This is a genomic window from Cupriavidus sp. WGlv3 (assembly GCF_023952475.1).
In the GTDB taxonomy this organism is placed as follows: Bacteria; Pseudomonadota; Gammaproteobacteria; order Burkholderiales; family Burkholderiaceae; genus Cupriavidus; species Cupriavidus phytorum.
Map to the genome: position 1 here is coordinate 448,438 of NZ_JALHRX010000002.1, position 25,214 is coordinate 473,651.

A 25,214-nucleotide genomic window follows, 5' to 3' on the forward strand; every position below is an offset into this window, starting at 1 on the left:
TTCCGCTTGCCTCCCATTCCCATAACTGCCGCTGGAGTGCCACGATGACTGCATTGCCCCCGAAGCTGTTTCTCGCCTGCGCCACCGCCCTGGCGACGCTGTCCGCCGCGCCCGCCGCCCACGCGCAAACGTGGCCGGAGCGCCCGCTGCGGCTGGTGGTGCCGTTCGCTGCAGGCGGCGCCACCGACGTGCTCGGCCGCCTGCTGGCGGTCGGCCTCGGCGAAAGACTCGGCCAGCCGGTGGTGGTCGAGAACAAGCCCGGCGCCAGCACCGTGATCGGCGCCACCCAGGTGGCCAAGGCCGCGCCCGACGGCTACACGCTGCTGCTGGCGGCCAGCACCACGCTGACGCTGAACCCCGCGATCCGCCAGCAGCTGGGGTACGACCCGATCAAGAGCTTCACCCCGCTCGGCCTGATCGCCGACATGAGCCTGGTGCTGGTGGCCAACCCCGACACGTCGATCACGTCGCTCAAGGACCTGGTGACACAGGCCAAGGCCAACCCGGACAAGTTCTCCTATGGCTCGTTCGGCGCCGGCTCGTCGGTGCATTTCGGCGCGGAGATGCTCAAGGCCGCCACCGGCATCCGCATGGTGCACGTGCCGTTCAACGGCAGTGCCCCCAGCCTGACCGCGCTCGCGGGCGGGCAGGTACCGGTCGCCGTCGATACCGTGGTGGCCACCCTGCCGCTGATCAAGGGCGGCAAGATCCGGCCGCTGGCGGTGCTGTCGCCGCAACGCCTGCCGGCCTTGCCGCAAGTGCCGACCGTCGCCGAAAGCGGCTATCCCGGCTTCCAGATGGGTACCTGGTTCGCGCTGATGGCACCCGCGGGCCTGCCCGCGCCGGTGCAGCAGAAGCTGGAAAAGGCGCTGGCCGACGTCGCCAACGCGCCGGCCACCAAGGCGCGCATGGTCGAGCTGGCGTTGACGCCGGCTTATGGCAATGGGGCGGCGGTGAAGGCGCGGGTGGAGAAGGAGCTGCCGGAGATGCGGGCGGTGGCGGCGCGGGCGGATATTCGCGCGGAGTAGGCTCCTCCGCACGCCCTCAAGGCCGTACGTCCTCCATATGCGCCGCGAAGCCCACGGCTTGCGGCGCCACTTCCTCGCGCAGCGTGAGTTGCGGGATCAGGTAGTCCCCGCCGTTCTGCCGTCGGAACGGAATCGGTGCGGTCGTCCCCAGCGCATCCAGCCGCTCGCCCAGCTCCTCGCGAATCCGCGCAAAGCGCGCCGCATCAACCTTGCCGGTCCGATACACCAGGTATGGCGGCAGCACGTCAAACCCAGGGTAGTACAGGATGCCGTGGTGGATCGGGAACAAGATGTCGTCGATCGGGCCATTGATGCCGCGCGTGCTGTAGTGCGACTCCCAGCCGCCGGCGGTGACGATCAGCATCGCGCGCTTGCCGGCAAGCGTGCCTTCGCCATAGCGGTCGCCCCAGCGCTGGTCCGAGTGCTCGCCGACGCCGTAGGCAAAGCCATAGGCATAGACGCGCTCGACCCAGCCCTTCAGGATGGCCGGCATCGAGAACCACCACAACGGGAACTGCAGGATCACGGCGTCGGCCCAGCGCAGCTTGTCCTGCTCGCGCGCGATGTCATCGCTCTGCAGCCCGTTGTCGAAGGCATGCTTCGAATCCAGCGAGGGGTGGAACGGCGCGTCGGCCTTGGGAACCTTCGCATCCGAGGCATCTAGCTGCGGCTTCCATTGCATCGCATACAGGTCCGAGACCTGGACTTCGTGGCCGGCATCGCGCAAACGCTGCACGGCAAAGTCGCGGATGGCACCGTTGAGCGAGCGCGGTTCGGGGTGGGCATAGACCAGCAGTACTTTCATGTCGGTGGCTTCACAAGTGTTGGTGAAGCCAGCATAGGCCGCGGTCCGGTATATTAGAAATGAATATCCGATATTCCAGGTATTGTCATGAATAATTCCGCGGCCAGCCTCAGGCGGCTCGACCTGAACCTGCTGTTGACGCTCGACGTGCTGCTGTCCGAGCACAACGTGACCCGCGCGGCCGAGCGGCTGCATTTGTCGCAGCCCTCGGTCAGCGTCCACCTGGCCCGGCTGCGCGACCACTTCGGCGACCCGCTGCTGCTGCCCGGGCCGCGCGGCATGCGGCCCACCGCCAGGGCCGAAGCGCTGCGCGAGCCGTTGCGCGAAGCGCTGGCGGCACTGGCGCAGGCGGTTTCCGCCGACACCCCGTTCGATCCAGCCACGTCGGCCCATACCTGGCGCGTGGCCGCGACCGACTATGGCGAATCGACCATCGTGCTGCCCGCGCTGCAGGGGCTGCGCAAGGCCGCGCCTGGCGCGCGGCTGGCCGTGGTCGAAATGGTGCCGACGCGCATCGCCCGGCAGGCCGAGCGCGCCGAACTGGACTTGGCCTTCCACACCACCGACGGCTCGCCGCCGGCGCTGCACCGGCGCGCGCTGTTCACCGAGCGTTATGTGCTGGCGGGCCGCGCCGGCCATCCGCGGCTGAAGCGGCGGCCCACGCTGGCGCAGTTTTGCGCGCTCGAGCATGTGATGGTGTCTCCGGACGGCGGCGGCTTCCACGGCGTCACCGACGAGGCACTGGGCCGGGCCGGGATGCAGCGGCGGGTAGTGCTGTCGGTGCCGCACTTCCTGTTTGTCACGGCGGCACTGGCTAGCACCGACCTGGTGGCGATGCTGCCCGAGCGGCTGGTGCGCGGCGCTCCGGCACTGCGCGCGGTGGCACCGCCGGTCGAGGTGCCGGGCTACGAGATGTCGATGCTGTGGCCCGAGCGCGTGCACCGCGATCCGGCGCACCGCTGGCTGCGTGAACACATCGCCACATCGGTGTGAGCGTCGCTGTTAGCACGCTTTGCATACAAAACTGGAATACAATCAGCGCTTTCAACGTTGCGGCATGGCCAAGCCCTTGCCGTCCCAGTTTTGGAGGAGATCATGACGTTTTCGGAAACCGGCCTGACGTCCCGCCACGTGGCCGCGCTCGCGCCGATCGAGGACTACCTGCAGGGCCATATCACCGGCAAGGCCGAGTTCATGTACCAGGCCTTCGCCGCCGACGCGCGCATCGTCTCGTTCCGCGACGGCAAGCTGCATTCGCTGACGGTCGAGGAATTCGCCACGGCGCGCTGCCCCGGCCATCCGGCCGCGGATGAGGCGCAACGCAAGCGCTTCATCACGCAGTTCGACGTGGTCGGCAATGCCGGCGTGGCCAAGGTGGTGCTGGAATACCCGGGCGTGACCTTCACCGACTACATGACGCTGCTCGAAATCGATGGCGTCTGGAAGATCGTCAACAAGACCTTCAGCGCCGCGGCCCGCTGAGTCCGGACTTCAATTCCCGAACTGCCGCGGCTCAGGCCGGCAACACCGCTGTCGCTTCGATCTCGAACAGCATGTTGTCCAGCGCCAGCCGCGGCACCGGGATCAGCGTGCAGGCCGGCGTCGGCCGCTCGCCCCACATCTCGCGCAGCGCCGCGCCGAAAGTGCGCAGGCGGTCGTGCGAATGGTCCACCACCAGCACCGTGAGCTTGGCCACGTCGCCGACGTCGGCACCGGCCGCCTGCAGCGCAATGCGCAGGTTCTGCATGGCGCGCGCCACCTGGCGCGGAAAATCGAGCGGCAGGCAGCCCGCCGCATCCTCGCCGCCCTGCCCCGAGACATAGACGATGCGGACCGGGCCTTCGACCAGGGCCACGTGTGAATAGCCGTTGGGCCGCGGGTCGTACAGGCCGTCGGGATTGAGCAGGCTCAGCGAGTCATTGGGACGGGCGAAGGGCACGGCCGGCGTGACTGGCAATGCGGGCATGGCGGGCGAGCGCAGCGACGAGGGCGAGAACGGAAACATGGTCATCGGCTTGTGGAAGGCATCCGGGACAGAGGAGCCGCCAGTATCAAACCTCAAGTTAGGTTAAGGTCAAGCGCGGCCATGGTGGTAGCATGGGCATTCCTGCGTTCCAACGTTGCAGCACTGCCCGCCCTTCGCCATGGCTTCCAAGCAACCGCCCGCCACGCCGCGCCGGCGCCCCGCCGCGCCCGCGGAAGAACTGCTCTCCGTCGGTGAAGTCGCGGCGCGCACCGGCATTGCGGTGTCCGCCCTGCATTTCTATGAAGCCCGCGGCCTGATCGCCAGCACCCGCAGCGGCGGCAACCAGCGCCGCTATGCGCGCGCCGTGCTGCGGCGCCTGGCGGTGATCCGCGTGGCGCAGCGCATGGGGCTGCCGCTGGCGGTGATCGCCGACGCCATGCGCAAGCTGCCCGACGGCCGCGCGCCGACCGTGGCGGACTGGCGCAAGCTCTCCGCCAGCTGGCGCGATGATCTAAACGAACGGATCCGCACGCTGACGCAATTGCGTGACCAACTGGACGGGTGCATCGGCTGCGGCTGCCTGTCGCTGAAGGCGTGTCCGTTGCGCAATCCGCATGACGCGCTGGCGGGCGAAGGGCCGGGGCCGCATTTTGCGGAGTGAAGCTGCGCGGCCGAAGCCGTGTCGGCTTACCTGAAGGTCTCGAGGTACGCCAGCAGATCGGTGATCTGCTGCTCGTCGCCCAGTCCCCAGAACCGCATCTTCGTGCCCGGCACCACCTTGCCGGGCGAACGGACGAAAGCGCGCAGCGTGTCATGCGACCACACCACCTTCGAGGCGCGCATCGCGTCCGAATACTGGAAATCCGTCGTGCTGCCGGCGGTGCGGCCGAAGATGCCGTTCAGTTGCGGACCAAAGCCCGCGCGCGCGTTGCGCCCGACGTGGTGGCACGAGGCGCAGCGCGTCGCAAACAAAGCCTTGCCGGCCTGTAGATCGGCGGCGGCGGTGGCAGCGGTGGCTGCGATGGGGATGGCGGTGGAAACGGTCAGTGCCAGCAGGGTGGCGGCGGTACGGCGCATGTGCGGCTTGGATGGGAAATGCCTGGGCAGGGTTGGCATGATACAGGCCGCGCCGGCACGCGGCGGCGCGACCGGGGGTTACACCGCGTCACACTTGCAACACTTCGCGCGCCCCATATTACAGCCCGCCCCCCTACAGTGAGCCCATGTCCAACGCCCCTTGGGAGGCAGCCATGAAACGAATCATCGCAATGGCGGTAGCAGGTGGTGCAATGCTGGTGGCCAGCGCTGGTGCTTACGCCGGTGTGAATATCGATATCGGCATCGGCGTGCCTGGCGTGGTGGTGGCGCAGCCGGCGCCGGTCTACCATCCGGCCCCGGTCTATGCGCCAGCGCCGGTGTATGCACCCGCCCCCGTGGCCTACGCACCGCGCCCGGTCGTGGTGGCGCCGCGGCCCGTGGTGGTGGCACCGGTGCCGGTGCGCTACGACAATGACCGCGGCTATCGCCGCGCCTACTATCGCGGCTATTACCGCGAAGGCTACCGCGACGGCTACCACGAGCATCGCCGCGAATGGCGCGGGCGCGAGTGGGGGCACCGCCATGGCGACCACGGTGACCATGGCCGCGGCCACGGGCGCCGCTGGGACTGAGCCCCGCCATGGCGCGGCGGACGGGCGCGCGGCCACCGGCCGAAGCGTCCGCCTGCAAGGATTCGCCAGTCAGGCTACCCTGTCGGCAATTTCCAATCCGGGCCGGGGCCATGGCCTCGCCCGTCCAGCCCAGGAGCAGCCATGCCACAGCCCCTCAAGATCGACTTCGTCTCCGACATCGCCTGTCCCTGGTGCGCCATCGGCCTGTCTTCACTGCAACTGGCGCTGCAGCGCGTGGGCGATGCGGTCGATGCCGAGATCGTCGTGCATCCGTTCGAACTGAACCCCGGCATGCGCCCGGAAGGCGAAGCCATCGTCGACTATCTCGGCCGCAAGTACGGCCGCACCCCGGCGCAGATCGCCGAAACCCAGGCGATGATCCGCGAACGCGGCGCCGCCGTGGGCTTTGCCTTTGGCCCGCGCACCCATGTCTACAACACCTTCGACGCCCACCGCCTGCTGCATTGGGCCGGGCTGGAAGGCAAGCAGCTGCCGCTGAAGCAGGCGCTGCTGCGCGCCTACCATGGGGACGGCAAGGACCCGAGCAACCATGACGTGCTGGTCGACGCGGCCCGGTCCGTCGGCCTGGATGCCGCCACGGCGCGCAAGGTGATGGCGGGCGACGACTATGCCGATGCGGTGCGCGCGGAAATCGGCGAATACCAGCGCATGGGCATCCAGTCGGTGCCGTCGATCATCTTCAACGACCGCTACCTCGTCACCGGCGGCCAGCCGGTGGAGGCCTTCGAGCAGGCCATCCGCGAGATCGCTGCCGAAGCGCAGCAGGCGCAAGGCTAGCCTCCTGCCTTGCCCGCCAAGGCAAGTGGCCCGCCCGGTAAGCCGGGCGGGCCACTGTGCTTTCGGCGCACTGATCGTTTAGCGCGCCACGGGCTTCATCCCCACGGTGACGGCATCGGCCGCGCGCGGCGTGCGCGTGGCCAGACCCAGCACCACCTGCCACGCGAACGACACCGCGCCGGCGATAAACACCACGTCGCCGAAGGTGCGCACCCAGCGCAGCGTCTGCAGGATGGGCTGCTGCATGAAGGCCTCGCTGCGCGCGTACCAGGTGCCATGCTCGACGCTGGCCAGGAACTGGATGATGCCGATCGGCAGCAGGCTGGTGCCGATCATCAGCACCAGGCCGATATTCAGGCCCCAGAACGCGGTCTTCATCAGCGCCGGGCTGAGACGGTAGGCCGGACGCACGTAGCGCAGCACCAGCAGCGTGAAGCCCAGCGCCAGGAAGCCGTAGACGCCGAACAGCGCGGCATGGGCATGGACCGGCGTGGTGTTCTGGCCCTGGATGTAGTACAGCGCGATCGGCGGGTTGATCATGAAGCCGAACACGCCCGCGCCCAGCATGTTCCAGAACGCCACCGCGACAAAGCACATCAGCGGCCACTTCAGGTCGGCCATCCATGGCGCGCGCCGCTTCAGGCTCCAGTTTTCCCAGGCCTCGTGGCCCAGCACGATCAGCGGCACCACTTCCAGCGCGCTGAAGGCGGCGCCCACCGCCATCACCGGCGTGGTGGTGCCGGCAAAGTACAGGTGGTGGAAGGTGCCGGGAATCCCGCCCAGCATGAACAGCGACGCCGACGCCAGGCTGGCCGCGGTGGCCATCGGGCGCGACACCAGTCCCAGCGTGGAGAAGATAAAGGCCAGCGCCGTGGTGGCAAAGACCTCGAAGAAGCCCTCCACCCACAGGTGCACCACCCACCAGCGCCAGTACTCCATCACCGTCAGGCTGGTGCGCTCGCCATAGGCCAGGCCCGCGCCATAGAACAGGCCGATCGCCACTACCGACGAGGTCAGCAGCGCCAGCAGGTTGCGGTCGGTGCCGCGCGCGCGCAGCGCCGGCAGGATGCCGCGCATCATCAGCACCAGCCAGATCACGATGCCGGCGAACTTGCCGATCTGCCACAGCCGGCCCAGGTCGACATACTCGTAGCCCTGGTGGCCGAGCCAGAAGTTCAGGTGCGGCGGCAGCTTCTGCGCGATCGCCAGGTAGTTGCCGGCGAACGAGCCCACCACCACGACCACCAGCGCCCAGAACAGGACATCGACGCCCAGCCGCTGGAACTTCGGATCCTTGCCGCCGTTGATCAGCGGCGCCAGGAACAGGCCCGCGGCGAGGAAACCGGTGGCGATCCAGAACAGCGCGCTCTGGATATGCCAGGTGCGCACCAGCGCGTAAGGGAACCACTGCGACACGTCGATGCCGTAGAACTTCTGGCCTTCGACGGTGTAGTGCGCGGTGAAGCCGCCCAGGAACACCTGGAACACGAACAGCGCCACCACCAGGAACAGGTACTTGCCCAGCGCGCGTTGCGACGGCGTCAGCGCCACCGACAGCAGCGGGTCGCGCGCCGGCGCCTGCGGCGGCGTTTCTTCCTTGCCGCGCAGGAAGGCCCACGCCCACACCAGGAAGCCGACGCCGGCCAGCAGCACCACCACGCTGATCACCGACCACACCACGTTTTCGCTGGTGGGCTGGTTGCCGATCAGCGGCTCGTGCGGCCAGTTGTTGGTGTAGGTGGCCTCATGCCCCGGGCGCGCGGTCGATGCGGCCCACGCGGTCCAGAAGAAGAAGTGCGTCATCTGCTGGCGGCGCTCGGCGCTCGGCAGCGTGTTCTCCTTCATCGCGTAATGCTCTCGCGTGGTGTGCAGCGCCGGCGCATCGGAGAAGAGCTGGTCGTAGTAGGCGGCGGTGTCGGCGATGGCCTGCGCGCGGCGCTTCGACACGGTCAGCACGTTGCTGTCCGGATCGGTCGCATTGCCGCGGTACTCGGTGCGCAATTGCTCGCGCAGCGCGGCCTGTTCGGGCGCGGCCAGTTTGGCGTACGGACGGCCGTACGTGTCCTGAGCCGCCAGCTCCAGCCACGCGGTCAGTTCGCGGTGCAGCCAGTCGGCGGTCCAGTCCGGCGCCTGGTAGGCGCCGTGGCCCCAGATCGAGCCGAGCTGCATGCCGCCCACGGACTGCCATGCGGTCTGGCCGTCGAGGATGTCGTCGCCGCTGAACAGCGTGCGACCCTCGGTCGTGACCACCTTGGCCGGGATGGGTGGGGCCTGCCGGTACACCTCGACGCCGTAGTAGCCGAGCAGGGAGAAAGTGACCGCCAGCACGGCGATCAGCAGGAACCAGAGTTTGCGGTAGGGACCCATGATGCGAAGTCGTTGAGGGTGGTGTCGGGCGGGCTCAGGCGTGCGCCGAGCAGCCGCAGCCGTTGGCCTGCGCCGGTGCCGGCGCGGTCGCGGTGGCCGCCGCGGTTTCGAACAGCACGTTGTTTTCCAGGTGGATGTGTTCCATCAGGTCTTCGCGCAGCGCGCGCAGGCCCAGGTAGAGCGCGCGCCAGGTATTGCAGGCCGCGCGCGGCAGCGTGATGTCGTCGGTCAGCTCGGCCAGCCGCTGCAGGGCCACGCCGTGGTCGTCGTGCTCGGCGCGCATCACCGCGATCGGTCGGCTCGCGGCGGCATGCAGGCCGCGCAGCAGCATCGGGAACAGCACCTGCTCTTCCTTCTGCATGTGCGATTCCAGTTCGCCCAGCATCGCGCTCAGGTGGTCGGCCAGGCCCAGCGGACACTCCGACCGCTCGCCGTGGACCTGTTCGACGCGCCGCGCCAGGCGGATCAGTTCGGGCAACTGCTCGCGATGGCGGGCGTGGAAGCGCACCAGGATATGCTCGATCAGCGCCGCGGGCGCGGCCGTGTTCCAGTCTTGCGCCGACGGATCGGCCTCGTCCTGCAGCGCGCGCAGCTGTGCGACGATGGCGGCCACGGCGGCGGCATCGAGCCCCCTCTGCTGCCCGGCGTCGCGCAGACTCTGCTTGCCGCCGCAGCAGAAGTCGAGCCCGTGGTCGTGGAAGATGCGGGTGGCACCGGGAATCTGGCGGGCCAGCTGGCCCAGCGAATGGTCTTGCAACGTCATGGCGGTTTCTCCGTGTTGGAAGTGATGACCGCCTGACATACGCGAACAGCGTGCCAGTAAAAAACCTATGTAAATCAGGGTCTTGGAATATTAAGGGTATTAACTACCCTATACTTGTCGCGGTATTAACTACCCTTTACGGTGTTTTCCACCATGCTCCCAGCCGCCATGTACCCCGACCTGCTGGCCGACCTCGTCATCGATCTGCCGCACGCGGTGCGCCTGCAGCGGCTGGTCAGCGCGTTGCGCACGCATTTCCGCTGCGGCGCGGTGGCGCTGCTGCGGCTGGAGGAAGACCACCTGCGGCCGGTGGCGGTCGACGGCCTGGTGCGCGACGCGCTCGGCCGGCGCTTCGCGGTGGGTCTGCATCCGCGCCTGGCCGCGATCCTGGCGCGCCGCGGCGTGACCTGCTTCCATCACGACAGCATGCTGCCCGACCCGTACGACGGCCTGATCGACGAGCATGTGGGCGAGCCGCTGCCGGTGCATGACTGCATGGGCACCCGGCTGGAAGTGGATGGTCAGCCGTGGGGCGTGCTGACACTGGATGCGCTCACGGTCGGCACCTTCGACGGCGCGGCCCAGGCCGAATTGCAGCGGCTGACGGTGATCGTGGAGGCGGCCATCCGCACCACCCGGCTCGAGGGCGAGATCCGCGCGCTGCAGCTCGCGCGCGGCACCCCCGATGCCGAAGAAGGCGGGGCCCCGCACGACATCGGCGCCGAGATCATCGGCCAGAGCGAGGCCATCGCTAACCTGCTGCATGAACTGGAAGTGGTGGCCGACACCGACCTGCCGGTGCTGTTGCTGGGCGAGACCGGCGTGGGCAAGGAGCTGTTCGCGCACCGTCTGCATCGCCAGTCACGCCGGCGCGCGCAGCCGCTGGTGCATGTCAACTGCGCCGCGCTGCCCGAGTCGCTGGCCGAGAGCGAGCTGTTCGGCCATGCACGCGGCGCCTTTTCCGGCGCCACCGGCGAGCGCCCCGGGCGCTTCGAGGCCGCCGACGGCGGCACCCTGTTTCTCGACGAGGTGGGCGAGCTGCCGCTGGCGATCCAGGCCAAGCTGCTGCGCACGCTGCAGAACGGCGAGATCCAGCGGCTGGGCTCGGACCGCCCGCGCCGCGTCAACGTGCGCGTGATCGCCGCGACCAACCGCAACCTGCGCGAGCATGTACGCGACGGCTCGTTCCGCGCCGACCTGTACCACCGCCTGTCGGTCTACCCGATCCCGATCCCGCCGCTACGCGAGCGCGGCAACGACGTGCTGCTGCTGGCCGGGCGCTTCCTCGAGCTCAACCGTGCCCGCCTGGGGCTGCGCAGCCTGCGGCTGTCGGGCGGCGCGCAGGACGCGCTGCGCCACTACCGCTGGCCCGGCAACGTGCGCGAGCTGGAACACGTGATCAGCCGCGCCGCGCTGCGCGCGGTGAGCCGCGGCGCGGGCCGCAATGACATCGTGACGCTGGAGCCGGAACTGCTCGACCTCGACGGACTTGAGTTGCCGCAGGCCACGCAGGCCGGCACCGGCGCGGCCAGCCCGCCCGCCACGCCTGCGCCGGCCGCGGGCATCGCGCTGCGCGACGCGGTCGAGCACACCCAGCGTGCCTGCATTGCGCAGGCCCTGCACGACCACGGCGGCAACTGGGCGCAGGCCGCGCGCCAGCTCGGCATCGACGCCAGCAACCTGCACAAGCTGGCCAGGCGGCTGGGTTGCAAGTGAACGGAGTCCGGCTCCGGTGCCGCGGCATGGCAAGTCGCGCCATTACCGCATAAGCTGATCCGGATGCCCACGCTGGGCGTCATCGTCGTGTGCAGCAACTGCCGCCCACTGCGCCCACTGCGCGCACGGCCCGCCACTGGAGAATCCCCGTGATGATGACCGCAACGCAAATCTTCTGGCCGCCGGTGTTCTGGCCCTTCCCCACCGTCTACGCCGGCGCGCCGCAGCTCGAGGCCATGCAGGCCGACCTGGCCGGCACCTGGCGCCGCATGGCCGAACTCAACCTGGACTTCACCCGCACCCTGTTCGAGAACCTCCAGTTCGACGCCATGGGCACGATGATGGAGCCCGACCCCGAAGCCCGCTACGCGCGCGAAATCGCCAGCGAGCTGCCGTTGCTCGGCGGTTCGCTGCATTACGCCTCGGCCATGCTGGAGCTGTATGCCCGTGCCCAGCAGAAATGGATCGACGGCTGGGGCCACCTGCTGACGCGCGGCATGGGGTTCGAGTGGCCGGGCCTGCAGCAGGATGTTGTCGACATCCCCTTCTGGCTGGTGCGGGACACCCCGAGGCAGGCCTGAGCGGGTCCTGGTCCCGCCACGGCGCGCTTGACCGGGCGGCGGCCGCGCGGCCGCTGTTGCATCGGCGCACCCGCTGCCAAGCCAGCGATGCCGCCCGGTATCATGCTGGCTGACGAGATCGCGGAGCGCACGCAACCGGCGTGCGCCTGGCCGGGCGGCGGCACCAATGCCCGGGTCTCGAAGACGCGCGCCGCCTTCAATGCCCTCATATTCGCTGGTTCTCCTGCTTACCGTCGCCGTGGTTGCCTGCATCGGCATGGCCATCGCCACCTGGCCGCGGCGCGACGATCCGACCGTGCAGGCCTTCCTGGTGCTGGCCGCCGGCGCGGCCACCTGGAGCGGCGGCCGCCTGCTCGAGATCAGCTCGACCGACCTCGAGGGTCGCATCCTGTGGGCCAAGATCCAGTACCTCGGCATCGTCGCCGTGCCGATCGGCTGGCTGGTGGCGATGGTGCACCTGAGCCGCCCCCGCTACGTGGTGCCCTGGTCCAGGCTGTGGCTGCCGGTGCTGGCGGCGGTGGTCACCGTGGTGATGGTCTTTACCAACGAGCGCCACGGCCTGGTGTGGCCGCGCATCACGCTGATGCCGCCGGGCGTGCTGCCCGGCGCGGTGTTCGACCATGGCATCGGCTATGCCGTGGTGGCGGCGTGGTCGTACCTGCTGCTGGCGCTGAGCCTGTATTTCCTGGTCACGGCCGAGGTGCCCAACGGCGCCTTGTCGCGCCGCGGGCGCGCCATCCTGGGCGGGGGCCTGGCCCTGCCGCTGGTGGCCAATGTCGCCTATCTCAACCGCTGGACCGGGCCGCTGGGCGGTGACCTGACCCCGGCTACGTTTTCGCTGATGGCGGCGCTGGTGTGGTTCTGCGGGCTGCGCACGCATCTCGACGATATCGGCCACTACGCCCGGCTGCGCGTGTTCGATGCGCTCAGCGAGGGCTGCGTCATCGTCGACGGCCACGGCACCATCGTCGAATTCAATCCCGCCGCGGCGCAGCTGTGGCCGGCGCTGCGCCGCGGCGATCCGCTGCCCGACGGCTGGGACACGGCGCTGCGGCCGTCTCCTGCAAACGCTGAGGCCCACGCCGCGGACAGCGTTGCCGCGCCCTTCGTCCCGCCGGGCGCGCCGTTCGAGCTGAGCGGCGAACGCGTCGCGCGCCTGGACGGCAGGCAGATGGGCAGCCTGCTATTCCTGCGCGACATCAGCCGCTTCCAGTCGCGCGAGCTGGCGCTGAGCGCGCGGCTGGGCCAGACCGAAGAGCAGCTGTGGCAGGTGCAGGCGGACCTGGACATCGACGCCCTGACCGGTATCCGCAACCGCCGCTACTTCCAGCGCGAATCGATGGCCGCCGTGACGCGCGCTTGCGAGCGCGGCCAGCCGCTCGGGCTGCTGATCCTGGACGTGGACCAGTTCAAGCAATACAACGACCTGCATGGCCACATGGCCGGCGACGATTGCCTGCGGCAGATCGCCGGCGCCCTCAGCGGCGTGCTGCACGGCGAGCAGTTTTGCGTGCGGCTTGGCGGCGAGGAATTCGCCGCGGTGCTGCCCGGCGCGAGCCGGGACGAGACCCGCGAGCTCGGGCGCCGCATGGTGGCCGCGGTGCGCGAGCTGGGCATCGCGCACCAGGGCACGCCGGTGCAGCCGGTGGTGACCATCAGCGTGGGCGCGGTCTGGGCCGTGCCCGAAGCGCCGCGGCTGGAGCCGCTGCTGCACCGCGCCGACAGCGCGATGTACCGCGCCAAGCGCGCCGGCCGCAACCGCTTCATGCTGGACGGCGACGCCTGAGCCGGCTCAGGATGCGGCGCCGGCCCGTCCCGCGGCGGCGCCATGCAGCGCCACCAGCCGCGATGCGGCCTGGCTGACCCACGCCGGCCGCGGTGCGGCATCGAGCCAGTACTTGACCTCCAGCCCCAGCGCGGTATCGCCGCTGATGACCAGCCGGCGCTGGAAGAACAGCGTGTCGGTGTCGGCCTCGCCGCCCAGCAGGCGCAGGTAGTCCACCGCGCAGGCACGCAGCGTCAGCGCGGGCTCGGCGTCGGTGCTGCCGGCGCGGAAGCGCCCGCCTTCGCAGCGGAACGGCACGGCCAGCTCCAGGTCCTGCACCGTCAGCAGGAAGGCATGCCCGTCCAGCGCCGCGGGCGGCTCCAGCCAGCCGGCGCGGCGCGCCAGCTCCAGCGCGGCCACCAGCGGCAGCGCCCGCGCGCGTGCCGGCAGCCGCCGGTGCACGCCGGCCATCAGCTTGTGCAGCGCGCTCATGCCGGGGCCTCCCAGGCAATGCCGGCGCGACCGTGCCAGTAGCCGTTGCATGGCTGGGCACCGGCCGGCGCGATGCCGCTGGCAGCGGGCGCGCGTTGTCCGGCGCGGATCGCCGCCAGCTGCTGCACCACCGCGAGCGTGCCGGATGAATGCGGGCTGACGCGCAGCATCCCCACCCCCATCCGCGCCATTTCCGGCGCCTCGGCGCACAGGTCCAGGCAGGTGGCGCTCTGCGTCTGCACCCCGTTCAGCGTGAAGAACGCCTGCCCTTCGCCGGTCGCGGCGACCAGGCCATCGGGATAGTCCATGCAGCGGAATTCGCAGCTGTCCTTGCGCAGGCGATGGTGGCGCGCGGTAAAGCAGCGCGCCGAGAACGCCAGCGGCAGGCGGCCCCAGACAAAGGCTTCGAGCTGCATGCCGGCGGGCCGCGCCGCCGCCAGCGCGGCCAGCGTGGCGCCGTCCATTTCCACCGGCGCGACACAGCCCACCGCGCCCAGGCCGGCGAGCCACGCCAGCGTATCGGCGTGGTAGGCGTTCAAATGCGGGCCGCCGACGAAGGGCCGCCCCCCCATGCAACGCACCGCGCCGGGATCGTTGGCCTCGACCGGGTAGTCGTCCTGCGCGCACACGCGCCGCATCCAGGCGATATCGGTATCGGACTCGACCAGCACCGGCGTGGACAGCACCACCTCCTTGCCGGCATCGCGCAGCATCTGCGCAATCTCCAGCCACTGCGCATGGCGGATTTCATGGCGGCGGGTACAAACGGTTTCGCCCAGGTAGACGCGGTCGACCGGCGCCTCGGCGACCGACGCGTAGAACTGCAGCACAACCTCGCGCGGCCAGTAGTACAGCAGCGGACCCAGGGCGATGCCGAAGCCGGGCATCGCGGCGGCGTGCGGCATCGGGGCCGCGGCGGTGTGTGGCATGGAAAGCTCCATCGTGGCCGGCATGTCCCGCATGTCCGGATACAGGCAGGTGGATGTCATGGTGTCAGCGCCAGGGACGGTCGTAGGCGCCCTGCGTAACCTGGTCGCCTTCGGCATGGCGCCCCAGCGTGCCCTGCCACTCCTGGCGCGGCGCGAAGCGGGCCGGATCGGCGCAGGCGGCGTCGATCGCCGCGCGCAGCACGCCGACCACGTCGCCGACATAGCGCGGGCTGCGCTGGCGCCCTTCAATCTTGATCGCGGCAATGCCCATGTCGATCAGCGCCGGCAGCAGCGACAGCGCATTCAGGCTGGTCGGCTCCTCGAGCACGTAGCCGCGCTCGCCCTCGACCTCGAAGCGGCCCTTGCACAGCGTCGGATAGCCGGCCGGCTCGCCGGGCGCGTAGCTGTCGATCAGGATGCCCGACAGCCGCGCCTGCATGGTGCCGTCCTGCTCGGTCCAGCGCACCGCATGCGCGGGCGAGCACACCCCCTTGTTGTTGGGCGAATCGCCGGTGGCATACGACGACAGCAGGCAGCGCCCCTCGGCCATCACGCACAGGCTGCCGAAGCCGAACACCTCCAGCTCGACGCTGGTCTGGCGCACCAGCTTGCCGATCTGCGCCAGCGACAGCACGCGCGGCAGCACCACGCGGCGGATATTGAAGCGCTCGCGCATCAGTTCGATGGCATCGGCATGGGTGGCCGAGCCCTGCACGGACAAGTGCAGCCGCAGGTCCGGATGGCGCGCGCAGGCGTAGCCCATCAGGCCCGCGTCGGCCATGATCACGGCATCGGCGCCAAGGTCCGCGGCCGCATCGACGGCGCGGTGCCACTGCGCCACCGCGCCCATCTGGGCAAAGGTGTTGATGGCGAACAGCACCTCGGCGCCGCGCGCATGGGCTTCGGCGACGCCGGTGCGGATGTCGGCCTCGGTGAAGTTCAGGCCGCCGAAGTTGCGCGCGTTGGTGGCGTCGCGCAGGCCCAGGTAGACCGCGTCGGCGCCGCGCTGCAAGGCCACGCGCAGCGCCGCCAGCGAGCCGGCGGGCGCAACCAGCTGCGGGCGGCGCGGCGCGCACGCGGCGGCCGACGGGGCGTCGGATGGGGCGGGGGTGGAACTGGTCATCGGTGATGGCGCCGGCGGCGGCGCGGGGGAAGGAAGACAGCGGCCGATGCTAGCCAAGCGCCCGCGCCAGGGGCTTGACCGTGCGCAAACCCACGCCAACGGCACCCTGGCCGCGACGGGCTATGCCGGTCGGCGTAGGCCGATGGCAGGCCACCCGGCCAGGGTTGACCTGCGGCAAACGCGGGCCTGTGCCGCTGTGCCACGCTTCTCGCGTCATCCCTGCGCCGGGCTGCCATGCGGTCCGGCGCCCATCCTCTTCCGGAGACCCGTTTATGAATCACCCCTGGCTCAAGCTGGGCGGCCGCCGCCTGCTGCCGATCGTGCAGGGCGGCATGGGCATCGGCATCTCGGCCCACCGGCTGGCCGGCGCCGTCGCGCGCGAAAACGGCGTCGGCACCATCGCCAGCATCGACCTGCGCCACCACCACCCCGACCTGATGGCGCGTACCCGCGGCAACCGTGACAAGCCCGCCATCGAAGCCGCCAACCTCGAGGCGCTGGACCGCGAGATCCGCGCCGCGCGCGCCGCCTCCGAGGGCCGCGGCCTGATCGCCGTCAACGTGATGAAGGCGGTCGGCTCGCATGCGGCCCTGGTGCGGCAAGCCTGCGAAAGTGGCGCCGATGCCATCGTCATGGGCGCCGGGCTGCCGCTGGACCTGCCCGAACTGACCGCAGGCCACCCCAAGGTGGCATTGATCCCGATCCTGTCCGAGGCGCGCGGCATCGGCCTGGTGCTGCGCCGCTGGATGAAGAAGGGCCGGCTGCCCGACGCCATCGTGGTCGAACACCCTGCGCACGCCGGCGGCCACCTGGGTGCGGCAACCATCCAGGACTTGTCCGAGCCGCGCTTCTCGTTCTCGCGCGTGCTGGGCGAATGCCGCGAACTGTTCGCGCAGCTGGGACTGGCCTGGGACAGCATCCCGCTGATCCTGGCGGGCGGCATCGACAGCCACGCCAAGGTGCGCCACTGGCTGGGCGAAGGCGCCGCCGCGGTGCAGTTGGGCACGGCCTTCGCTGTGACCGAGGAATGCGATGCGCATCCGGCCTTCAAGCAAGTGCTGGCCACCGCGCGGCCGGAAACCCTGCGTGAATTCACCAGCGTCGCCGGCCTGCCCGCGCGCGCGGTGCTGACACCATGGCTGCAGCGCTACCTGTCGAGCGAAGCGCGCCTGCAGCGCCGCGCGCGCGTGCGCGAATGCCTGGAAGGATTCGATTGCCTGCAGGCCTGCGGGCTGCGCGACGGCATCGCGCGCATCGGCCAGTTCTGCATCGACCTGAAGCTGGCGCAGGCCGTGCGCGGCGACGTGGAACGCGGCCTGTTTTTCCGCGGCCGCGGCGCACTGCCGTTTGGCGAAGCCATCCGGCCGGTGGCCGAGCTGATCCACTATCTGCTGACGGGGGAAAAGCCGGCGGCGCTGGCGGCCGGCTGACCGCAGCGTCCCCATTGCCAACGCCGCCCGAACAAGGCTCCTCTCGCCCGCTTGCGGGAGAGGGGTGGGGGAGAGGGCCGGAGTCTCTACGAAGTCGGGCGCGTCGGTATGCCGGCGCCTGCTTTCTCCCTTTTTCGCTGTCCCGCAGGCCGCACGCCAATCCCCTCCACAACACGCGGCGGCAACCCACCACACCTGCGCATCTGCCGCATGCAGCGCAGCGCCGCCAGCAATTGCCATCCCAGCCACGCATTGGCACCCGCCAGCAGCAGCCCGCCGACGCGGGCCAGCAGCGCCGGCGCCAGCGGCAGCGCGAGCAGCGCGGCGTAAGCCGCCAGCAACAGCCACACCTGCCCGCGCTGCCGGCCCGGCGCGATGATCGCCTGCATCGCCGGCACGCGCGCCCTGGGCGGCAACAGCCGGCGCAGGTGCAGCCAGACCAGGAACGGCACGATCTTGCCCAGCATCGCCGTCACCGGCAGCACGCCCACGCCGACCAGCGCCATCGTGCCGGCCCACCACGCCAGCGGCAGCGCCACCCCGGGCAGGACCACCGCAGCCGCCCCCAGCACCGCCGCGCCGAGCATGCTGGCGCATGCCACCGGCCACAACCGCCACAGCGGATCGTGGCGCCGCCGCGCGCGCAGCGTGCCGGCCAGCCCGCATGCTCCCAGCACTGCCACGAATGACAGCCACACCACCAGCGCGGCCCGTGCCAGCACCGGTTCCCGGGGCCACAGCACCAGCGCTGCGCTGAACACTGCCAGCGGCCCCCAGTGCCCCAGCGGCAGCCAGGGCGCCAGCGTCGCCGGCGCGCGCGGCGTCTGCCAGAACATCGGCAGCACCGTGGCCGCGACCCCGCTGACCAGCGCCGCCAGCCAGCCGCCCAGCGCCCACGCCATATGCAGGCCAAGCGCCTGCGCCACCGGCACGCGCCACAGCCCGCCGAAGGTGCCTGCGAGCGCGATGCCGGCCAGCACCGCCGCCATCAGCGGCGCGCCGATGCCGGCCAGCGTGCGCGTGGTGGCGTCCACCGCGGCCACGCGCCGGCCCGCGGCGAGCAGCACCGCGCCCGTCAGCAGCAGCACCGCGCCCAGTGCGGCGGCAAGCCGCATGGCTGCCGGCTCGCCGCCCAGCAAGCCGAAGCCGAGCGCGGCCGCCGCCGCCGCGCCGGTCGCGGCCATGAACGGCGCCAGGCGCCCGGCAGCGGGAACGTTCACGCGCGCCACCACCGGCATCATCTGGAACAGCGCCCCGACCATCACCGGCAGCAGCATGCCCAGCGCCAGCGCATGCACCGCCGCCAGCGCCAGCGGCGCGAAGCGGTCTGGCAGGCCTGCCGCGGGCCCCGCTGCCAGCAGCAGCCCCGCGGCCGCGCCCAGCCACGGCGCCGGCATCAGGCAACCGAACACCAGCGCAGGCCGCGGCGCGCGCGCGTAGTCGAGATCCGCGCCATTCATGCGCGCCCCGTGGCGTGACGGCGGTGACGCCTGCGCGCGCCGATTGAAGTGGATATGGCCATCGCTTCTTCTCACCAGTCCTGACAAAAGGCCCGATGCTAGGCCGCCACGCCGCGCAGGGATTTGACCGGGGCCAAGTCCGGCGCCGGCTTCAAGTATCACGGCGTGATGGAAACCGCCTTGGCGCCACACGCCCTGCCCGCGATGCGCCGCTGCCGGCACATACTCGCGCCAAAGCCGGGTTTCCTTGATCTGGCGCAGGTAGCCCAGCCGGTCGCGCGGGGAAAATCGCTTCCGACTCCTTGCGTGACCCCTGGTAGCCCCCGATACCACCATGTCAGATACCGATCCTCCCGCCGCCTCCGCCACGGCGGCATCCGCCTTGCCGGCCCTGCGCCATCGCCTTTCCACGCGCATCATCTCGCTCTCGCTCGCTGTGCTGCTGGTGGTGCTGGGCATGATCTCCGGCACGCTGTGGCTGTCCTGGAAGCTGGAAGGCGCCGGCGCCGCCATCAACGATGCCGGCAGCCTGCGCATGCGCGCCAACCGCGTGGCGATCGAGCTGGCGCTGGCGCACGCGGGCCGCGCCAATGACCTGGCCGCGCAGATGCAGGCGCTGGACGCCACCCTGGCGCTGCTGAAGAAGGGCGATGCGGCGCGCCCGCTGTTCCTGCCGGACGAGCCCGCTATCCATACGCAGATGACCCGCGTCACCCATGACTGGCAACAGCGGCTGCGACCGCTGGCCGTGGCCGGCTCATCGCCCGCAGCATACATTGCCGCGCTGCCGGGTTTTGTCGCCCAGGCCGACCGCCTGGTCGGCATGATCGAACACGACAGCGCGCGCAAGACCGACCTGCTGCGCCTGTCGCAAACCGCCCTGGCGCTGATGGCCTGCATCGGCACGGTCGCCGTGATCTACCTGCTTTACCTGTGGATCATCCTGCCGGTGCTGCGCCTGCAGGACGGCTTGCGGCGCATGGCCGCGCGCGAATTCTCGCTGCGCCTGCCGGTGGAAAGCCGCGACGAGTTCGGCACGCTCAGCGAGGGCTTCAACCGCATGGCGGGCGAGCTGCAGAGCCTGTACCACGACCTCGAAGCGCGCGTGGCGCAGAAGACCGCGGAGCTGGAGCGCCACAACCGCGACCTGGAAACGCTGTACGAGATGGCCGCCTTCCTCAACCAGGCCGCCGACGCCGAAACCATGGCGCAGGGCTTCCTGGCGCGGGTGATGCGCCAGTTCGATGCCGACGGCGGCAGCGTGCGCGTGCTCGACAACCGCCACGGCCGCATGCACCTGCTGGCGGCCGCGGGCCTGCCGGCGGCGCTGGCCGAGGCCGATTCCTGCGCATCGGCCAACGGCTGCCATTGCGGCGATGCCACGCGCGAGGCCGTGATCGCCATCGTCGACCTGCGCGGCGCGGCGCGCGCCGGCGCGGCCGACGAAACGCCGTGCGGCCGCGACGGCTTCCAGTCGCTGGCGGCGTTCCGCATCGAAAGCCAGCGCGGCGCCACCGGCATGTTCGCGCTGCACTTCCGCGCGCCGCGCCGACTGCCGCCGTCGGACCGGCAACTGCTGCAGACGCTGGCGCAGCACCTGGGCACCGCGCTGGAACACCTGCGCCTGTCCGCCACCGCGCGCCAGCTGGCGGTGGTGGAAGAGCGCAACCTCGTCGCGCAGGGCCTGCACGACAGCATCGCCCAGGGACTGAACTACCTGAACCTGCAGGTGCAGCTGCTGGACGACGCGGTCGCGCGCGACGACCTGGCCGAGACCCGCGAACTGGTGCCGATGCTGCGCCACGGCGTGGAAGAGAGCTACCAGGACGTGCGCGAGCTGCTCAACAACTTCCGCTCGCGCCTGGGCACCGGCGAGTTGCGCCCCGCGGTGGAAGAGACCGTCGAACGCTTTCGCCGGCAATGCCGCACCGAGGCCACGCTGGCCATCGACGAACGCGGCGGTGCCTGGCCGCTATCGCCCGAGCAGCAGCTGCAGGTGCTGTTCATCCTGCAGGAGGCGCTTTCCAACGTGCGCAAGCACGCCATGGCGGCGCACGTGGCGGTGGCGCTCAGCCATGGCCGCGATTTCCGCCTGGTGGTGCAGGACGACGGCGAGGGCTTCGATCCCGACGAACTGGCCACCCGCGCCGACGCCCATATCGGCCTGAGCATCATGCGCGAGCGCGCCGCGCGGCTGGGGGCCCAGCTGCACGTGCAGGCCAGCCCTGGCAGCGGCGTGCGCATCGAGCTGGTGCTGCCCGCCGGCAGCCAGGGCGCCGCCCGGCGCGACCGCGGCGCCAGCCCCATGACCAGCCTTAGCCGCCTGACCCTCCCGAGCGAGACCCAGCCATGACCATCCGCATCCTGCTGATCGACGACCACACCCTGTTCCGCTCGGGCATCCGCGCGCTGCTGCAGCGCCAGGCCGACTTCGAGATCGTCGACGAAGCCGCCGACGGCGTGGAAGGCATCAAGCGCGCCAAGCAGCACCGCCCCGACGTGATCCTGCTCGACCTGAACATGCCGGGCCTGTCCGGGCTCGAAGCGCTGCAGCTGCTGGTCGAAGACCTGCCGCAGACTGCGGTGATCGTGCTGACGGTGTCCGAGGAGGCCGAGGAGCTGGCCGCCGCGCTGCGCGGCGGCGCGCGCGGCTACCTGATCAAGAATATCGAGACCGAGGCGCTGATCGCCGGCATTCGCCGCGCCGCCGCCGGCGAGCCGGTGATCTCCGACAGCATGACCGCCAAGCTGGTGGCCCAGTTCCGCGCGCCCGCGCCCGTGGCTGCGCCGCGCCAGGAAGAAGCGCCGCGGCTGACCGCGCGCGAGCGCGAGATCGTGCAGGGCCTGGCCCGCGGCGAAAGCAACAAGGAGATCGCGCGCGACCTGGGCGTGGCCGAAAGCACGGTGAAGATCCACGTGCAGAACATCCTGAAGAAGCTGAACCTGGCCAGCCGCGTGCAGGTGGCGGTCTATGCCGTGGAACACGGCCTGAACACGGCCTGATCACCGCCCGCGCTGGCCGCGCGGGTCGCCTTGCCCGCACTTGGGCGTCGTCCGATTCCTACATCGATATCAGTCCCTGCCCGGAGGGATGCCCGCACCCCTTGTTCTACGCTGAACGGTAAGCGGATGGCTCTGCGGAGCCGCCTCGGAGTCGGAAGCCGCGCGGCTTCCCCGATCCACGAACAAGGAGCACGCCATGGGCATCGGCACCATCCTTCTGATCATTCTCGTCCTGCTGCTGATCGGCGCTTTGCCGGCCTGGCCGTACAGTTCCGGCTGGGGCTACTGGCCGAGCGGCGGCCTGGGGCTGATCGTCCTGATCGTGGTGCTGCTGGTGGTGCTGGGCCGGATCTAGCGTCCGGCGGGCAGCGAACCGCGGCACGAAGCACGCAGGCAGTTTTGCGTGCCGGCCGCGCTTGTCGCGGCCGCGCCTGGCACCTATAACGAAGCGCGGGCACGCGCGTCTGCGTGCGCCCGGTCCTTTCAACCTTTTCACCTTTCGCAAGGAGACTCAGATGCCAGCAAAATCCAAGGCGCAACAGCAGGCCGCCGGAGCGGCGCTCTCCGCAAAGCGCGGCGAAAAGAAGGCCGGTTCGCTGAAGGGACCTTCCCGCTCGATGTACAAGTCGATGAGCGAGAAGGAACTCGACAAGATGGCTTCGACCAAGACCAAGGGCATGCCGAAGCACAAGTCGGAACGTTGACCGGTACGCGCCGGCCTCCTGCGGGAGGCCGGCCCGCGCTTGCAGCGCGGCAACACACCAATACAGGGCAGGCGCGCGCCTGCCCTGCTGCTATCCGGCCCTGCCGTTTTTGCCCGGGCCGGGCTTCACTTCAATGACTTGGCGGGCTTGCCCGTCTTGCCCTCCAGCGGTCCCCCACAATAGCCTGGCAGGTCCCTGGCGCGCGGGCTGCGGGCGAGCTTGATCGATTCCGCCAGCGCCAGCCCAAAGCCCGCAATGCTTTCCAGGTCTTGCTCCACCCGTTTGCGCAGGAACCCCGCCCAGCAGAAGTCGCCGTAGGCGCCGTCCGGCTTGCGGTACGCGCCCGCTTCGCGGACAAAGGCGGCCAGGCTGCGATACGGGTCGTCGCGCATGCTGCGCACGGTCGAGGGCAAGGCCTTGGGCCCCTGCCGCTTGCCGTGTTCATCGTAGGGATGGACATGGCCAAGCTGGTGCATGCGCTTCCAGAACGCGGCGCCGTCCAGATGGCTGAAGTCTTCCAGCACCCGCACCGGCGCGAGCTGATAGCCGAGGTCCAGCCACGCGCGCGCCCAGTGGTGGTGGTCGACGATATAAAGCTCTCCGCCCGGCCCCGCCACGGTCTTGATGCGATGCCGGCGCATGAAGCGCTGCAGCACCTCGCGGTCTTCCGGATCGGCGTGGCGCTGCGTAACTTCCATCTTGTGGTGGACGTGGATGTAGCCGAGCGTCAGCTGGGTCGGACGCAGCCGCGCCAGTTCGGCGATGGCCTTGCCGCGCGAGCAGCGTGGCGCCACCACCGGCGCGACGACCGGATCGGCGCCGGGGCCCCGGTCGGCCGGATCGGCGGGGCGTTCAGTCATGCTCGACACGTTTCTGGTTGACGAAGTGCTCGAGCTCGCTACCGGGGTCCTCATTGCCGGTGCTCTCCTCGGCGGTGGCGTCGCTGGCCAGCGGCCGCGGCCAGTACTCGCCCTCGCCCTCGCGCACCGGCTCGCCGGGCCGGGCCGGATCGAAATCGGTCCACTGCCCGCCTTCCCAGGTGCCCTGCGCGCGCTCCAACTGGCTGGCGCCGCTTTCGCGCAGCACGTCGATGACCACCGAACCCAGCCCGTTGTTGACGCACGCGGCCAGCATGACGTTGTCCGCCGGCTGCTGCGCGGCGGCATCGTCCTGCTGATCCCTGGCGGGGCCCCGCACTGACACGATGGATACATCCCACACCGAGAACCCGCGCGCGAACAGCGTGCGCGCGGCATCCTCGGCGCTGGCGAGCGAATCGAAACGTCCGGCGATGATCGATGACATGATGCCTCCCAGAGATTGGCGATGGCGGTCGGCTGATCTCACCCGTATTGCAAGAGCCACGCCTGCGCAGGATCTGCACGGCACGGCAGGGGGCGCGACCGCCGCATGCAATATTTGCAAAGACGCCCCCGAACTACATGCGCGCGCATGGCGCCAACCCGGTCGATCAGCCGTTCACGACCTCGCCGCCATTGATGTGCAGGATCTGTCCGGTGATATAGCTGGCCGCGTCGGAGGCGAGAAACACGTAGCCCCCGGCGACCTCGAACGGTTGCCCCGGGCGGCCCATGGGCGTCTTCTTGCCGAACTGCGCCACTTCTTCGGGGCTGAAGGTGGACGGAATCAGCGGCGTCCAGATCGGACCCGGGGCCACACCGTTGACGCGGATGCCGCGCTCCACCACCTGCAGCGCCAGCGAGCGCGTAAACGACACGATCGCACCCTTGGTCGCGGAATAGTCCAGCAGGTGCTTGCTGCCGCGATAGGCGGTGACCGAAGTGGTGTTGAGGATCGATGCACCAGCCTTCAGGTGCGGCAGCACCGCGCGCGTCAGGTGGAACATCGCAAACACGTTGGTGCGGAAGGTGGCCTCGACCTGGCTGGCGTCGACTTCCTCGAGCGATTCCTTGGGATGCTGCTCGGCGGCATTGTTGACCAGGATGTCGAGCTTGCCGTACTGCTGCAGCGTCTGCCGCGCGACCGCCTCGGCGTGCTCGCAGTCGGCGAGGTCGCCGGCGATGGCCAGGCATTTGCGCCCGGCCTGCTCGACCAGGTTGACGGTTTCGCGCGCGTCGGCGTGTTCGTCCAGATAGGCGATGGCGACATCGGCGCCTTCGCGCGCAAACGCCACCGCAATGGCGCGGCCGATGCCGCTGTCGCCGCCGGTGACCAGCGCCACGCGTCCGTTGAGCCGGCCGCTGCCGACGTAATCGTCCGCGCCGCTGTCCGGCTGCGGGCGCATCGGAGCTTCGAGGCCGGGCTGGCGCGACTGGTGCTGGGGCGGGACGCTCTTGGGTGTGGACATGGCAGTCTCCTGTCGGGGTGGCCGCGCCATGCGACGTCGGCGTGACGGCGCGCCGCGGCCATGCAAGATGCCAGGGTGGCGCGCAAGTTCCATGCCGCAAAGCGCAAGGCGCCGGCCCGCATGCCGCCACGCGCGGCGGCACCGGCCCGGCGGCGCTGCCCGTAACCCTTACATCGCACGGCAATCCTTACAGCGCGCCGCGTTATCACGCTGCGCCGCTTCGTCTACGCGCCGGGGCACGGATTTTGCGGCCTTCTCCATATCCGAAACGTCAACGGCTTCCGG

26 protein-coding genes are annotated in these 25,214 nt (G+C 70.1%); 14 read left to right on the forward strand and 12 right to left on the reverse strand.

Annotated features, from left to right (window positions below):
• Nucleotides 1-44 precede the first annotated feature (44 nt).
• Entirely contained in the window at nucleotides 45-1,028 is a 984-nt protein-coding gene (locus MKD38_RS05445; RefSeq protein ID WP_252675058.1) for a Bug family tripartite tricarboxylate transporter substrate binding protein, read from the forward strand.
• A gap of 16 nt (nucleotides 1,029-1,044) precedes the next feature.
• On the opposite strand, the gene MKD38_RS05450 is transcribed toward MKD38_RS05445, so the two are convergent.
• Nucleotides 1,045-1,833 carry an NAD(P)H-dependent oxidoreductase gene (locus MKD38_RS05450; RefSeq protein WP_252675059.1) on the reverse strand — a complete coding sequence of 263 codons (789 nt, stop codon included), beginning with the start codon at nucleotides 1,831-1,833 and terminating at the stop codon, nucleotides 1,045-1,047.
• Nucleotides 1,834-1,920: 87 nt separating this feature from the next.
• Between MKD38_RS05450 and MKD38_RS05455 the strand changes: the two genes are divergently transcribed.
• Complete coding sequence (locus MKD38_RS05455; RefSeq protein ID WP_252675060.1) at nucleotides 1,921-2,826, forward strand: LysR family transcriptional regulator; 906 nt, start codon at nucleotides 1,921-1,923, stop codon at nucleotides 2,824-2,826.
• 102 nt (nucleotides 2,827-2,928) lie between these two features.
• Nucleotides 2,929-3,315 (forward strand): nuclear transport factor 2 family protein, encoded by a 387-nt coding sequence (locus MKD38_RS05460; RefSeq protein WP_252675062.1) that lies wholly within the window; start codon nucleotides 2,929-2,931, stop codon nucleotides 3,313-3,315.
• Between the two features lie 31 nt (nucleotides 3,316-3,346).
• On the opposite strand, the gene MKD38_RS05465 is transcribed toward MKD38_RS05460, so the two are convergent.
• Entirely contained in the window at nucleotides 3,347-3,799 is a 453-nt protein-coding gene (locus MKD38_RS05465; RefSeq protein ID WP_371925644.1) for a RidA family protein, read from the reverse strand.
• Nucleotides 3,800-3,977: 178 nt separating this feature from the next.
• Between MKD38_RS05465 and soxR the strand changes: the two genes are divergently transcribed.
• Nucleotides 3,978-4,460 carry a redox-sensitive transcriptional activator SoxR gene (gene soxR / locus MKD38_RS05470; protein ID WP_252675064.1) on the forward strand — a complete coding sequence of 161 codons (483 nt, stop codon included), beginning with the start codon at nucleotides 3,978-3,980 and terminating at the stop codon, nucleotides 4,458-4,460.
• A 26-nt stretch (nucleotides 4,461-4,486) separates the two neighbouring features.
• Here the strand turns inward: soxR and MKD38_RS05475 are convergent, their stop codons facing one another.
• Nucleotides 4,487-4,876: a c-type cytochrome gene (locus MKD38_RS05475; RefSeq protein ID WP_252675069.1), complete on the reverse strand. Its 390-nt coding sequence runs from the start codon at nucleotides 4,874-4,876 to the stop codon at nucleotides 4,487-4,489.
• Between the two features lie 173 nt (nucleotides 4,877-5,049).
• Between MKD38_RS05475 and MKD38_RS05480 the strand changes: the two genes are divergently transcribed.
• Both MKD38_RS05480 and MKD38_RS05485 read left to right on the forward strand, forming a co-directional pair.
• Nucleotides 5,050-5,469 (forward strand): hypothetical protein, encoded by a 420-nt coding sequence (locus MKD38_RS05480; protein ID WP_252675070.1) that lies wholly within the window; start codon nucleotides 5,050-5,052, stop codon nucleotides 5,467-5,469.
• A 141-nt stretch (nucleotides 5,470-5,610) separates the two neighbouring features.
• Nucleotides 5,611-6,267: a DsbA family oxidoreductase gene (locus MKD38_RS05485; protein ID WP_252675071.1), complete on the forward strand. Its 657-nt coding sequence runs from the start codon at nucleotides 5,611-5,613 to the stop codon at nucleotides 6,265-6,267.
• A gap of 78 nt (nucleotides 6,268-6,345) precedes the next feature.
• On the opposite strand, the gene MKD38_RS05490 is transcribed toward MKD38_RS05485, so the two are convergent.
• Together MKD38_RS05490 and ytfE are read right to left on the reverse strand one after the other, a co-directional pair.
• Nucleotides 6,346-8,634: a nitric-oxide reductase large subunit gene (locus MKD38_RS05490; protein ID WP_252675073.1), complete on the reverse strand. Its 2,289-nt coding sequence runs from the start codon at nucleotides 8,632-8,634 to the stop codon at nucleotides 6,346-6,348.
• Between the two features lie 34 nt (nucleotides 8,635-8,668).
• Nucleotides 8,669-9,397 (reverse strand): iron-sulfur cluster repair protein YtfE, encoded by a 729-nt coding sequence (ytfE, locus tag MKD38_RS05495; RefSeq protein ID WP_252675074.1) that lies wholly within the window; start codon nucleotides 9,395-9,397, stop codon nucleotides 8,669-8,671.
• Between the two features lie 153 nt (nucleotides 9,398-9,550).
• Between ytfE and norR the strand changes: the two genes are divergently transcribed.
• The 3 genes from norR to MKD38_RS05510 all read left to right on the forward strand — a co-directional run bounded on the left by norR (nucleotide 9,551) and on the right by MKD38_RS05510 (nucleotide 13,480).
• Nucleotides 9,551-11,113 (forward strand): nitric oxide reductase transcriptional regulator NorR, encoded by a 1,563-nt coding sequence (gene norR / locus MKD38_RS05500; RefSeq protein WP_252675078.1) that lies wholly within the window; start codon nucleotides 9,551-9,553, stop codon nucleotides 11,111-11,113.
• A gap of 152 nt (nucleotides 11,114-11,265) precedes the next feature.
• Nucleotides 11,266-11,694 carry a polyhydroxyalkanoate granule-associated phasin gene (locus MKD38_RS05505; protein WP_252675333.1) on the forward strand — a complete coding sequence of 143 codons (429 nt, stop codon included), beginning with the start codon at nucleotides 11,266-11,268 and terminating at the stop codon, nucleotides 11,692-11,694.
• Nucleotides 11,695-11,893: 199 nt separating this feature from the next.
• On the forward strand, nucleotides 11,894-13,480 hold the full coding sequence (locus MKD38_RS05510; protein WP_252675084.1) for a histidine kinase N-terminal 7TM domain-containing protein: 1,587 nt from the start codon (nucleotides 11,894-11,896) through the stop codon (nucleotides 13,478-13,480).
• 6 nt (nucleotides 13,481-13,486) lie between these two features.
• Here MKD38_RS05510 and ubiT read toward each other — a convergent pair whose 3' ends face one another.
• The 3 genes from ubiT to ubiU all read right to left on the reverse strand — a co-directional run bounded on the left by ubiT (nucleotide 13,487) and on the right by ubiU (nucleotide 16,003).
• Entirely contained in the window at nucleotides 13,487-13,951 is a 465-nt protein-coding gene (gene ubiT / locus MKD38_RS05515) for a ubiquinone anaerobic biosynthesis accessory factor UbiT (RefSeq protein WP_115702221.1), read from the reverse strand.
• Nucleotides 13,948-14,880, reverse strand: coding sequence for a U32 family peptidase (locus MKD38_RS05520; RefSeq protein ID WP_252675086.1), 933 nt, complete (start codon nucleotides 14,878-14,880; stop codon nucleotides 13,948-13,950). Before MKD38_RS05520 ends, ubiT begins: the two co-directional genes overlap by 4 nt.
• A gap of 64 nt (nucleotides 14,881-14,944) precedes the next feature.
• Entirely contained in the window at nucleotides 14,945-16,003 is a 1,059-nt protein-coding gene (ubiU, locus tag MKD38_RS05525) for a ubiquinone anaerobic biosynthesis protein UbiU (RefSeq protein WP_252675088.1), read from the reverse strand.
• A 272-nt stretch (nucleotides 16,004-16,275) separates the two neighbouring features.
• Between ubiU and MKD38_RS05530 the strand changes: the two genes are divergently transcribed.
• On the forward strand, nucleotides 16,276-17,433 hold the full coding sequence (locus tag MKD38_RS05530; protein ID WP_252675096.1) for an NAD(P)H-dependent flavin oxidoreductase: 1,158 nt from the start codon (nucleotides 16,276-16,278) through the stop codon (nucleotides 17,431-17,433).
• An 86-nt stretch (nucleotides 17,434-17,519) separates the two neighbouring features.
• On the opposite strand, the gene MKD38_RS05535 is transcribed toward MKD38_RS05530, so the two are convergent.
• Nucleotides 17,520-18,893, reverse strand: coding sequence for a hypothetical protein (locus MKD38_RS05535; protein WP_252675098.1), 1,374 nt, complete (start codon nucleotides 18,891-18,893; stop codon nucleotides 17,520-17,522).
• A gap of 334 nt (nucleotides 18,894-19,227) precedes the next feature.
• On the opposite strand from MKD38_RS05535, the gene MKD38_RS05540 reads away from it, so the two are divergent.
• The 4 genes from MKD38_RS05540 to MKD38_RS05555 all read left to right on the forward strand — a co-directional run bounded on the left by MKD38_RS05540 (nucleotide 19,228) and on the right by MKD38_RS05555 (nucleotide 22,600).
• Nucleotides 19,228-21,246, forward strand: a complete 2,019-nt coding sequence (locus tag MKD38_RS05540; RefSeq protein ID WP_252675100.1) for a type IV pili methyl-accepting chemotaxis transducer N-terminal domain-containing protein — start codon at nucleotides 19,228-19,230, stop codon at nucleotides 21,244-21,246.
• Nucleotides 21,243-21,896: a response regulator gene (locus tag MKD38_RS05545; protein ID WP_116296998.1), complete on the forward strand. Its 654-nt coding sequence runs from the start codon at nucleotides 21,243-21,245 to the stop codon at nucleotides 21,894-21,896. Before MKD38_RS05540 ends, MKD38_RS05545 begins: the two co-directional genes overlap by 4 nt.
• 196 nt (nucleotides 21,897-22,092) lie before the next feature.
• Nucleotides 22,093-22,251, forward strand: a complete 159-nt coding sequence (locus MKD38_RS05550; protein ID WP_012356889.1) for a DUF3309 family protein — start codon at nucleotides 22,093-22,095, stop codon at nucleotides 22,249-22,251.
• A gap of 160 nt (nucleotides 22,252-22,411) precedes the next feature.
• Nucleotides 22,412-22,600, forward strand: coding sequence for a DUF3008 family protein (locus MKD38_RS05555; RefSeq protein ID WP_012356890.1), 189 nt, complete (start codon nucleotides 22,412-22,414; stop codon nucleotides 22,598-22,600).
• Between the two features lie 125 nt (nucleotides 22,601-22,725).
• Here MKD38_RS05555 and MKD38_RS05560 read toward each other — a convergent pair whose 3' ends face one another.
• The 3 genes from MKD38_RS05560 to MKD38_RS05570 all read right to left on the reverse strand — a co-directional run bounded on the left by MKD38_RS05560 (nucleotide 22,726) and on the right by MKD38_RS05570 (nucleotide 24,929).
• Nucleotides 22,726-23,460 (reverse strand): ParB-like protein, encoded by a 735-nt coding sequence (locus tag MKD38_RS05560; protein WP_256504685.1) that lies wholly within the window; start codon nucleotides 23,458-23,460, stop codon nucleotides 22,726-22,728.
• On the reverse strand, nucleotides 23,453-23,905 hold the full coding sequence (locus tag MKD38_RS05565; protein ID WP_252675104.1) for a hypothetical protein: 453 nt from the start codon (nucleotides 23,903-23,905) through the stop codon (nucleotides 23,453-23,455). The genes MKD38_RS05560 and MKD38_RS05565 overlap by 8 nt, the downstream gene beginning before the upstream one ends.
• Nucleotides 23,906-24,071: 166 nt before the next feature.
• Nucleotides 24,072-24,929, reverse strand: a complete 858-nt coding sequence (locus MKD38_RS05570; protein ID WP_252675105.1) for an SDR family oxidoreductase — start codon at nucleotides 24,927-24,929, stop codon at nucleotides 24,072-24,074.
• Between the last annotated feature and the right edge of the window lie 285 nt (nucleotides 24,930-25,214).

Coding starts and splice junctions, on each gene's coding strand:
- MKD38_RS05510 (WP_252675084.1), top strand. CDS start 11,894: ATGCCCTCATATTCGCTGGTTCTCCTGCTTACCGTCGCCGTGGTTGCC.
- MKD38_RS05475 (WP_252675069.1), bottom strand. CDS start 4,876: ATGCGCCGTACCGCCGCCACCCTGCTGGCACTGACCGTTTCCACCGCC.
- ubiU (WP_252675088.1), bottom strand. CDS start 16,003: ATGACCAGTTCCACCCCCGCCCCATCCGACGCCCCGTCGGCCGCCGCG.
- MKD38_RS05455 (WP_252675060.1), top strand. CDS start 1,921: ATGAATAATTCCGCGGCCAGCCTCAGGCGGCTCGACCTGAACCTGCTG.
- MKD38_RS05465 (WP_371925644.1), bottom strand. CDS start 3,799: ATGCCCGCATTGCCAGTCACGCCGGCCGTGCCCTTCGCCCGTCCCAAT.
- MKD38_RS05540 (WP_252675100.1), top strand. CDS start 19,228: ATGTCAGATACCGATCCTCCCGCCGCCTCCGCCACGGCGGCATCCGCC.
- MKD38_RS05530 (WP_252675096.1), top strand. CDS start 16,276: ATGAATCACCCCTGGCTCAAGCTGGGCGGCCGCCGCCTGCTGCCGATC.
- MKD38_RS05560 (WP_256504685.1), bottom strand. CDS start 23,460: ATGACTGAACGCCCCGCCGATCCGGCCGACCGGGGCCCCGGCGCCGAT.
- MKD38_RS05535 (WP_252675098.1), bottom strand. CDS start 18,893: ATGAATGGCGCGGATCTCGACTACGCGCGCGCGCCGCGGCCTGCGCTG.
- ubiT (WP_115702221.1), bottom strand. CDS start 13,951: ATGAGCGCGCTGCACAAGCTGATGGCCGGCGTGCACCGGCGGCTGCCG.
- MKD38_RS05490 (WP_252675073.1), bottom strand. CDS start 8,634: ATGGGTCCCTACCGCAAACTCTGGTTCCTGCTGATCGCCGTGCTGGCG.
- MKD38_RS05450 (WP_252675059.1), bottom strand. CDS start 1,833: ATGAAAGTACTGCTGGTCTATGCCCACCCCGAACCGCGCTCGCTCAAC.
- MKD38_RS05520 (WP_252675086.1), bottom strand. CDS start 14,880: ATGCCACACACCGCCGCGGCCCCGATGCCGCACGCCGCCGCGATGCCC.
- MKD38_RS05485 (WP_252675071.1), top strand. CDS start 5,611: ATGCCACAGCCCCTCAAGATCGACTTCGTCTCCGACATCGCCTGTCCC.
- MKD38_RS05565 (WP_252675104.1), bottom strand. CDS start 23,905: ATGTCATCGATCATCGCCGGACGTTTCGATTCGCTCGCCAGCGCCGAG.
- MKD38_RS05550 (WP_012356889.1), top strand. CDS start 22,093: ATGGGCATCGGCACCATCCTTCTGATCATTCTCGTCCTGCTGCTGATC.
- norR (WP_252675078.1), top strand. CDS start 9,551: ATGCTCCCAGCCGCCATGTACCCCGACCTGCTGGCCGACCTCGTCATC.
- MKD38_RS05460 (WP_252675062.1), top strand. CDS start 2,929: ATGACGTTTTCGGAAACCGGCCTGACGTCCCGCCACGTGGCCGCGCTC.
- MKD38_RS05555 (WP_012356890.1), top strand. CDS start 22,412: ATGCCAGCAAAATCCAAGGCGCAACAGCAGGCCGCCGGAGCGGCGCTC.
- MKD38_RS05480 (WP_252675070.1), top strand. CDS start 5,050: ATGAAACGAATCATCGCAATGGCGGTAGCAGGTGGTGCAATGCTGGTG.
- soxR (WP_252675064.1), top strand. CDS start 3,978: ATGGCTTCCAAGCAACCGCCCGCCACGCCGCGCCGGCGCCCCGCCGCG.
- MKD38_RS05545 (WP_116296998.1), top strand. CDS start 21,243: ATGACCATCCGCATCCTGCTGATCGACGACCACACCCTGTTCCGCTCG.
- ytfE (WP_252675074.1), bottom strand. CDS start 9,397: ATGACGTTGCAAGACCATTCGCTGGGCCAGCTGGCCCGCCAGATTCCC.
- MKD38_RS05505 (WP_252675333.1), top strand. CDS start 11,266: ATGATGACCGCAACGCAAATCTTCTGGCCGCCGGTGTTCTGGCCCTTC.
- MKD38_RS05570 (WP_252675105.1), bottom strand. CDS start 24,929: ATGTCCACACCCAAGAGCGTCCCGCCCCAGCACCAGTCGCGCCAGCCC.
- MKD38_RS05445 (WP_252675058.1), top strand. CDS start 45: ATGACTGCATTGCCCCCGAAGCTGTTTCTCGCCTGCGCCACCGCCCTG.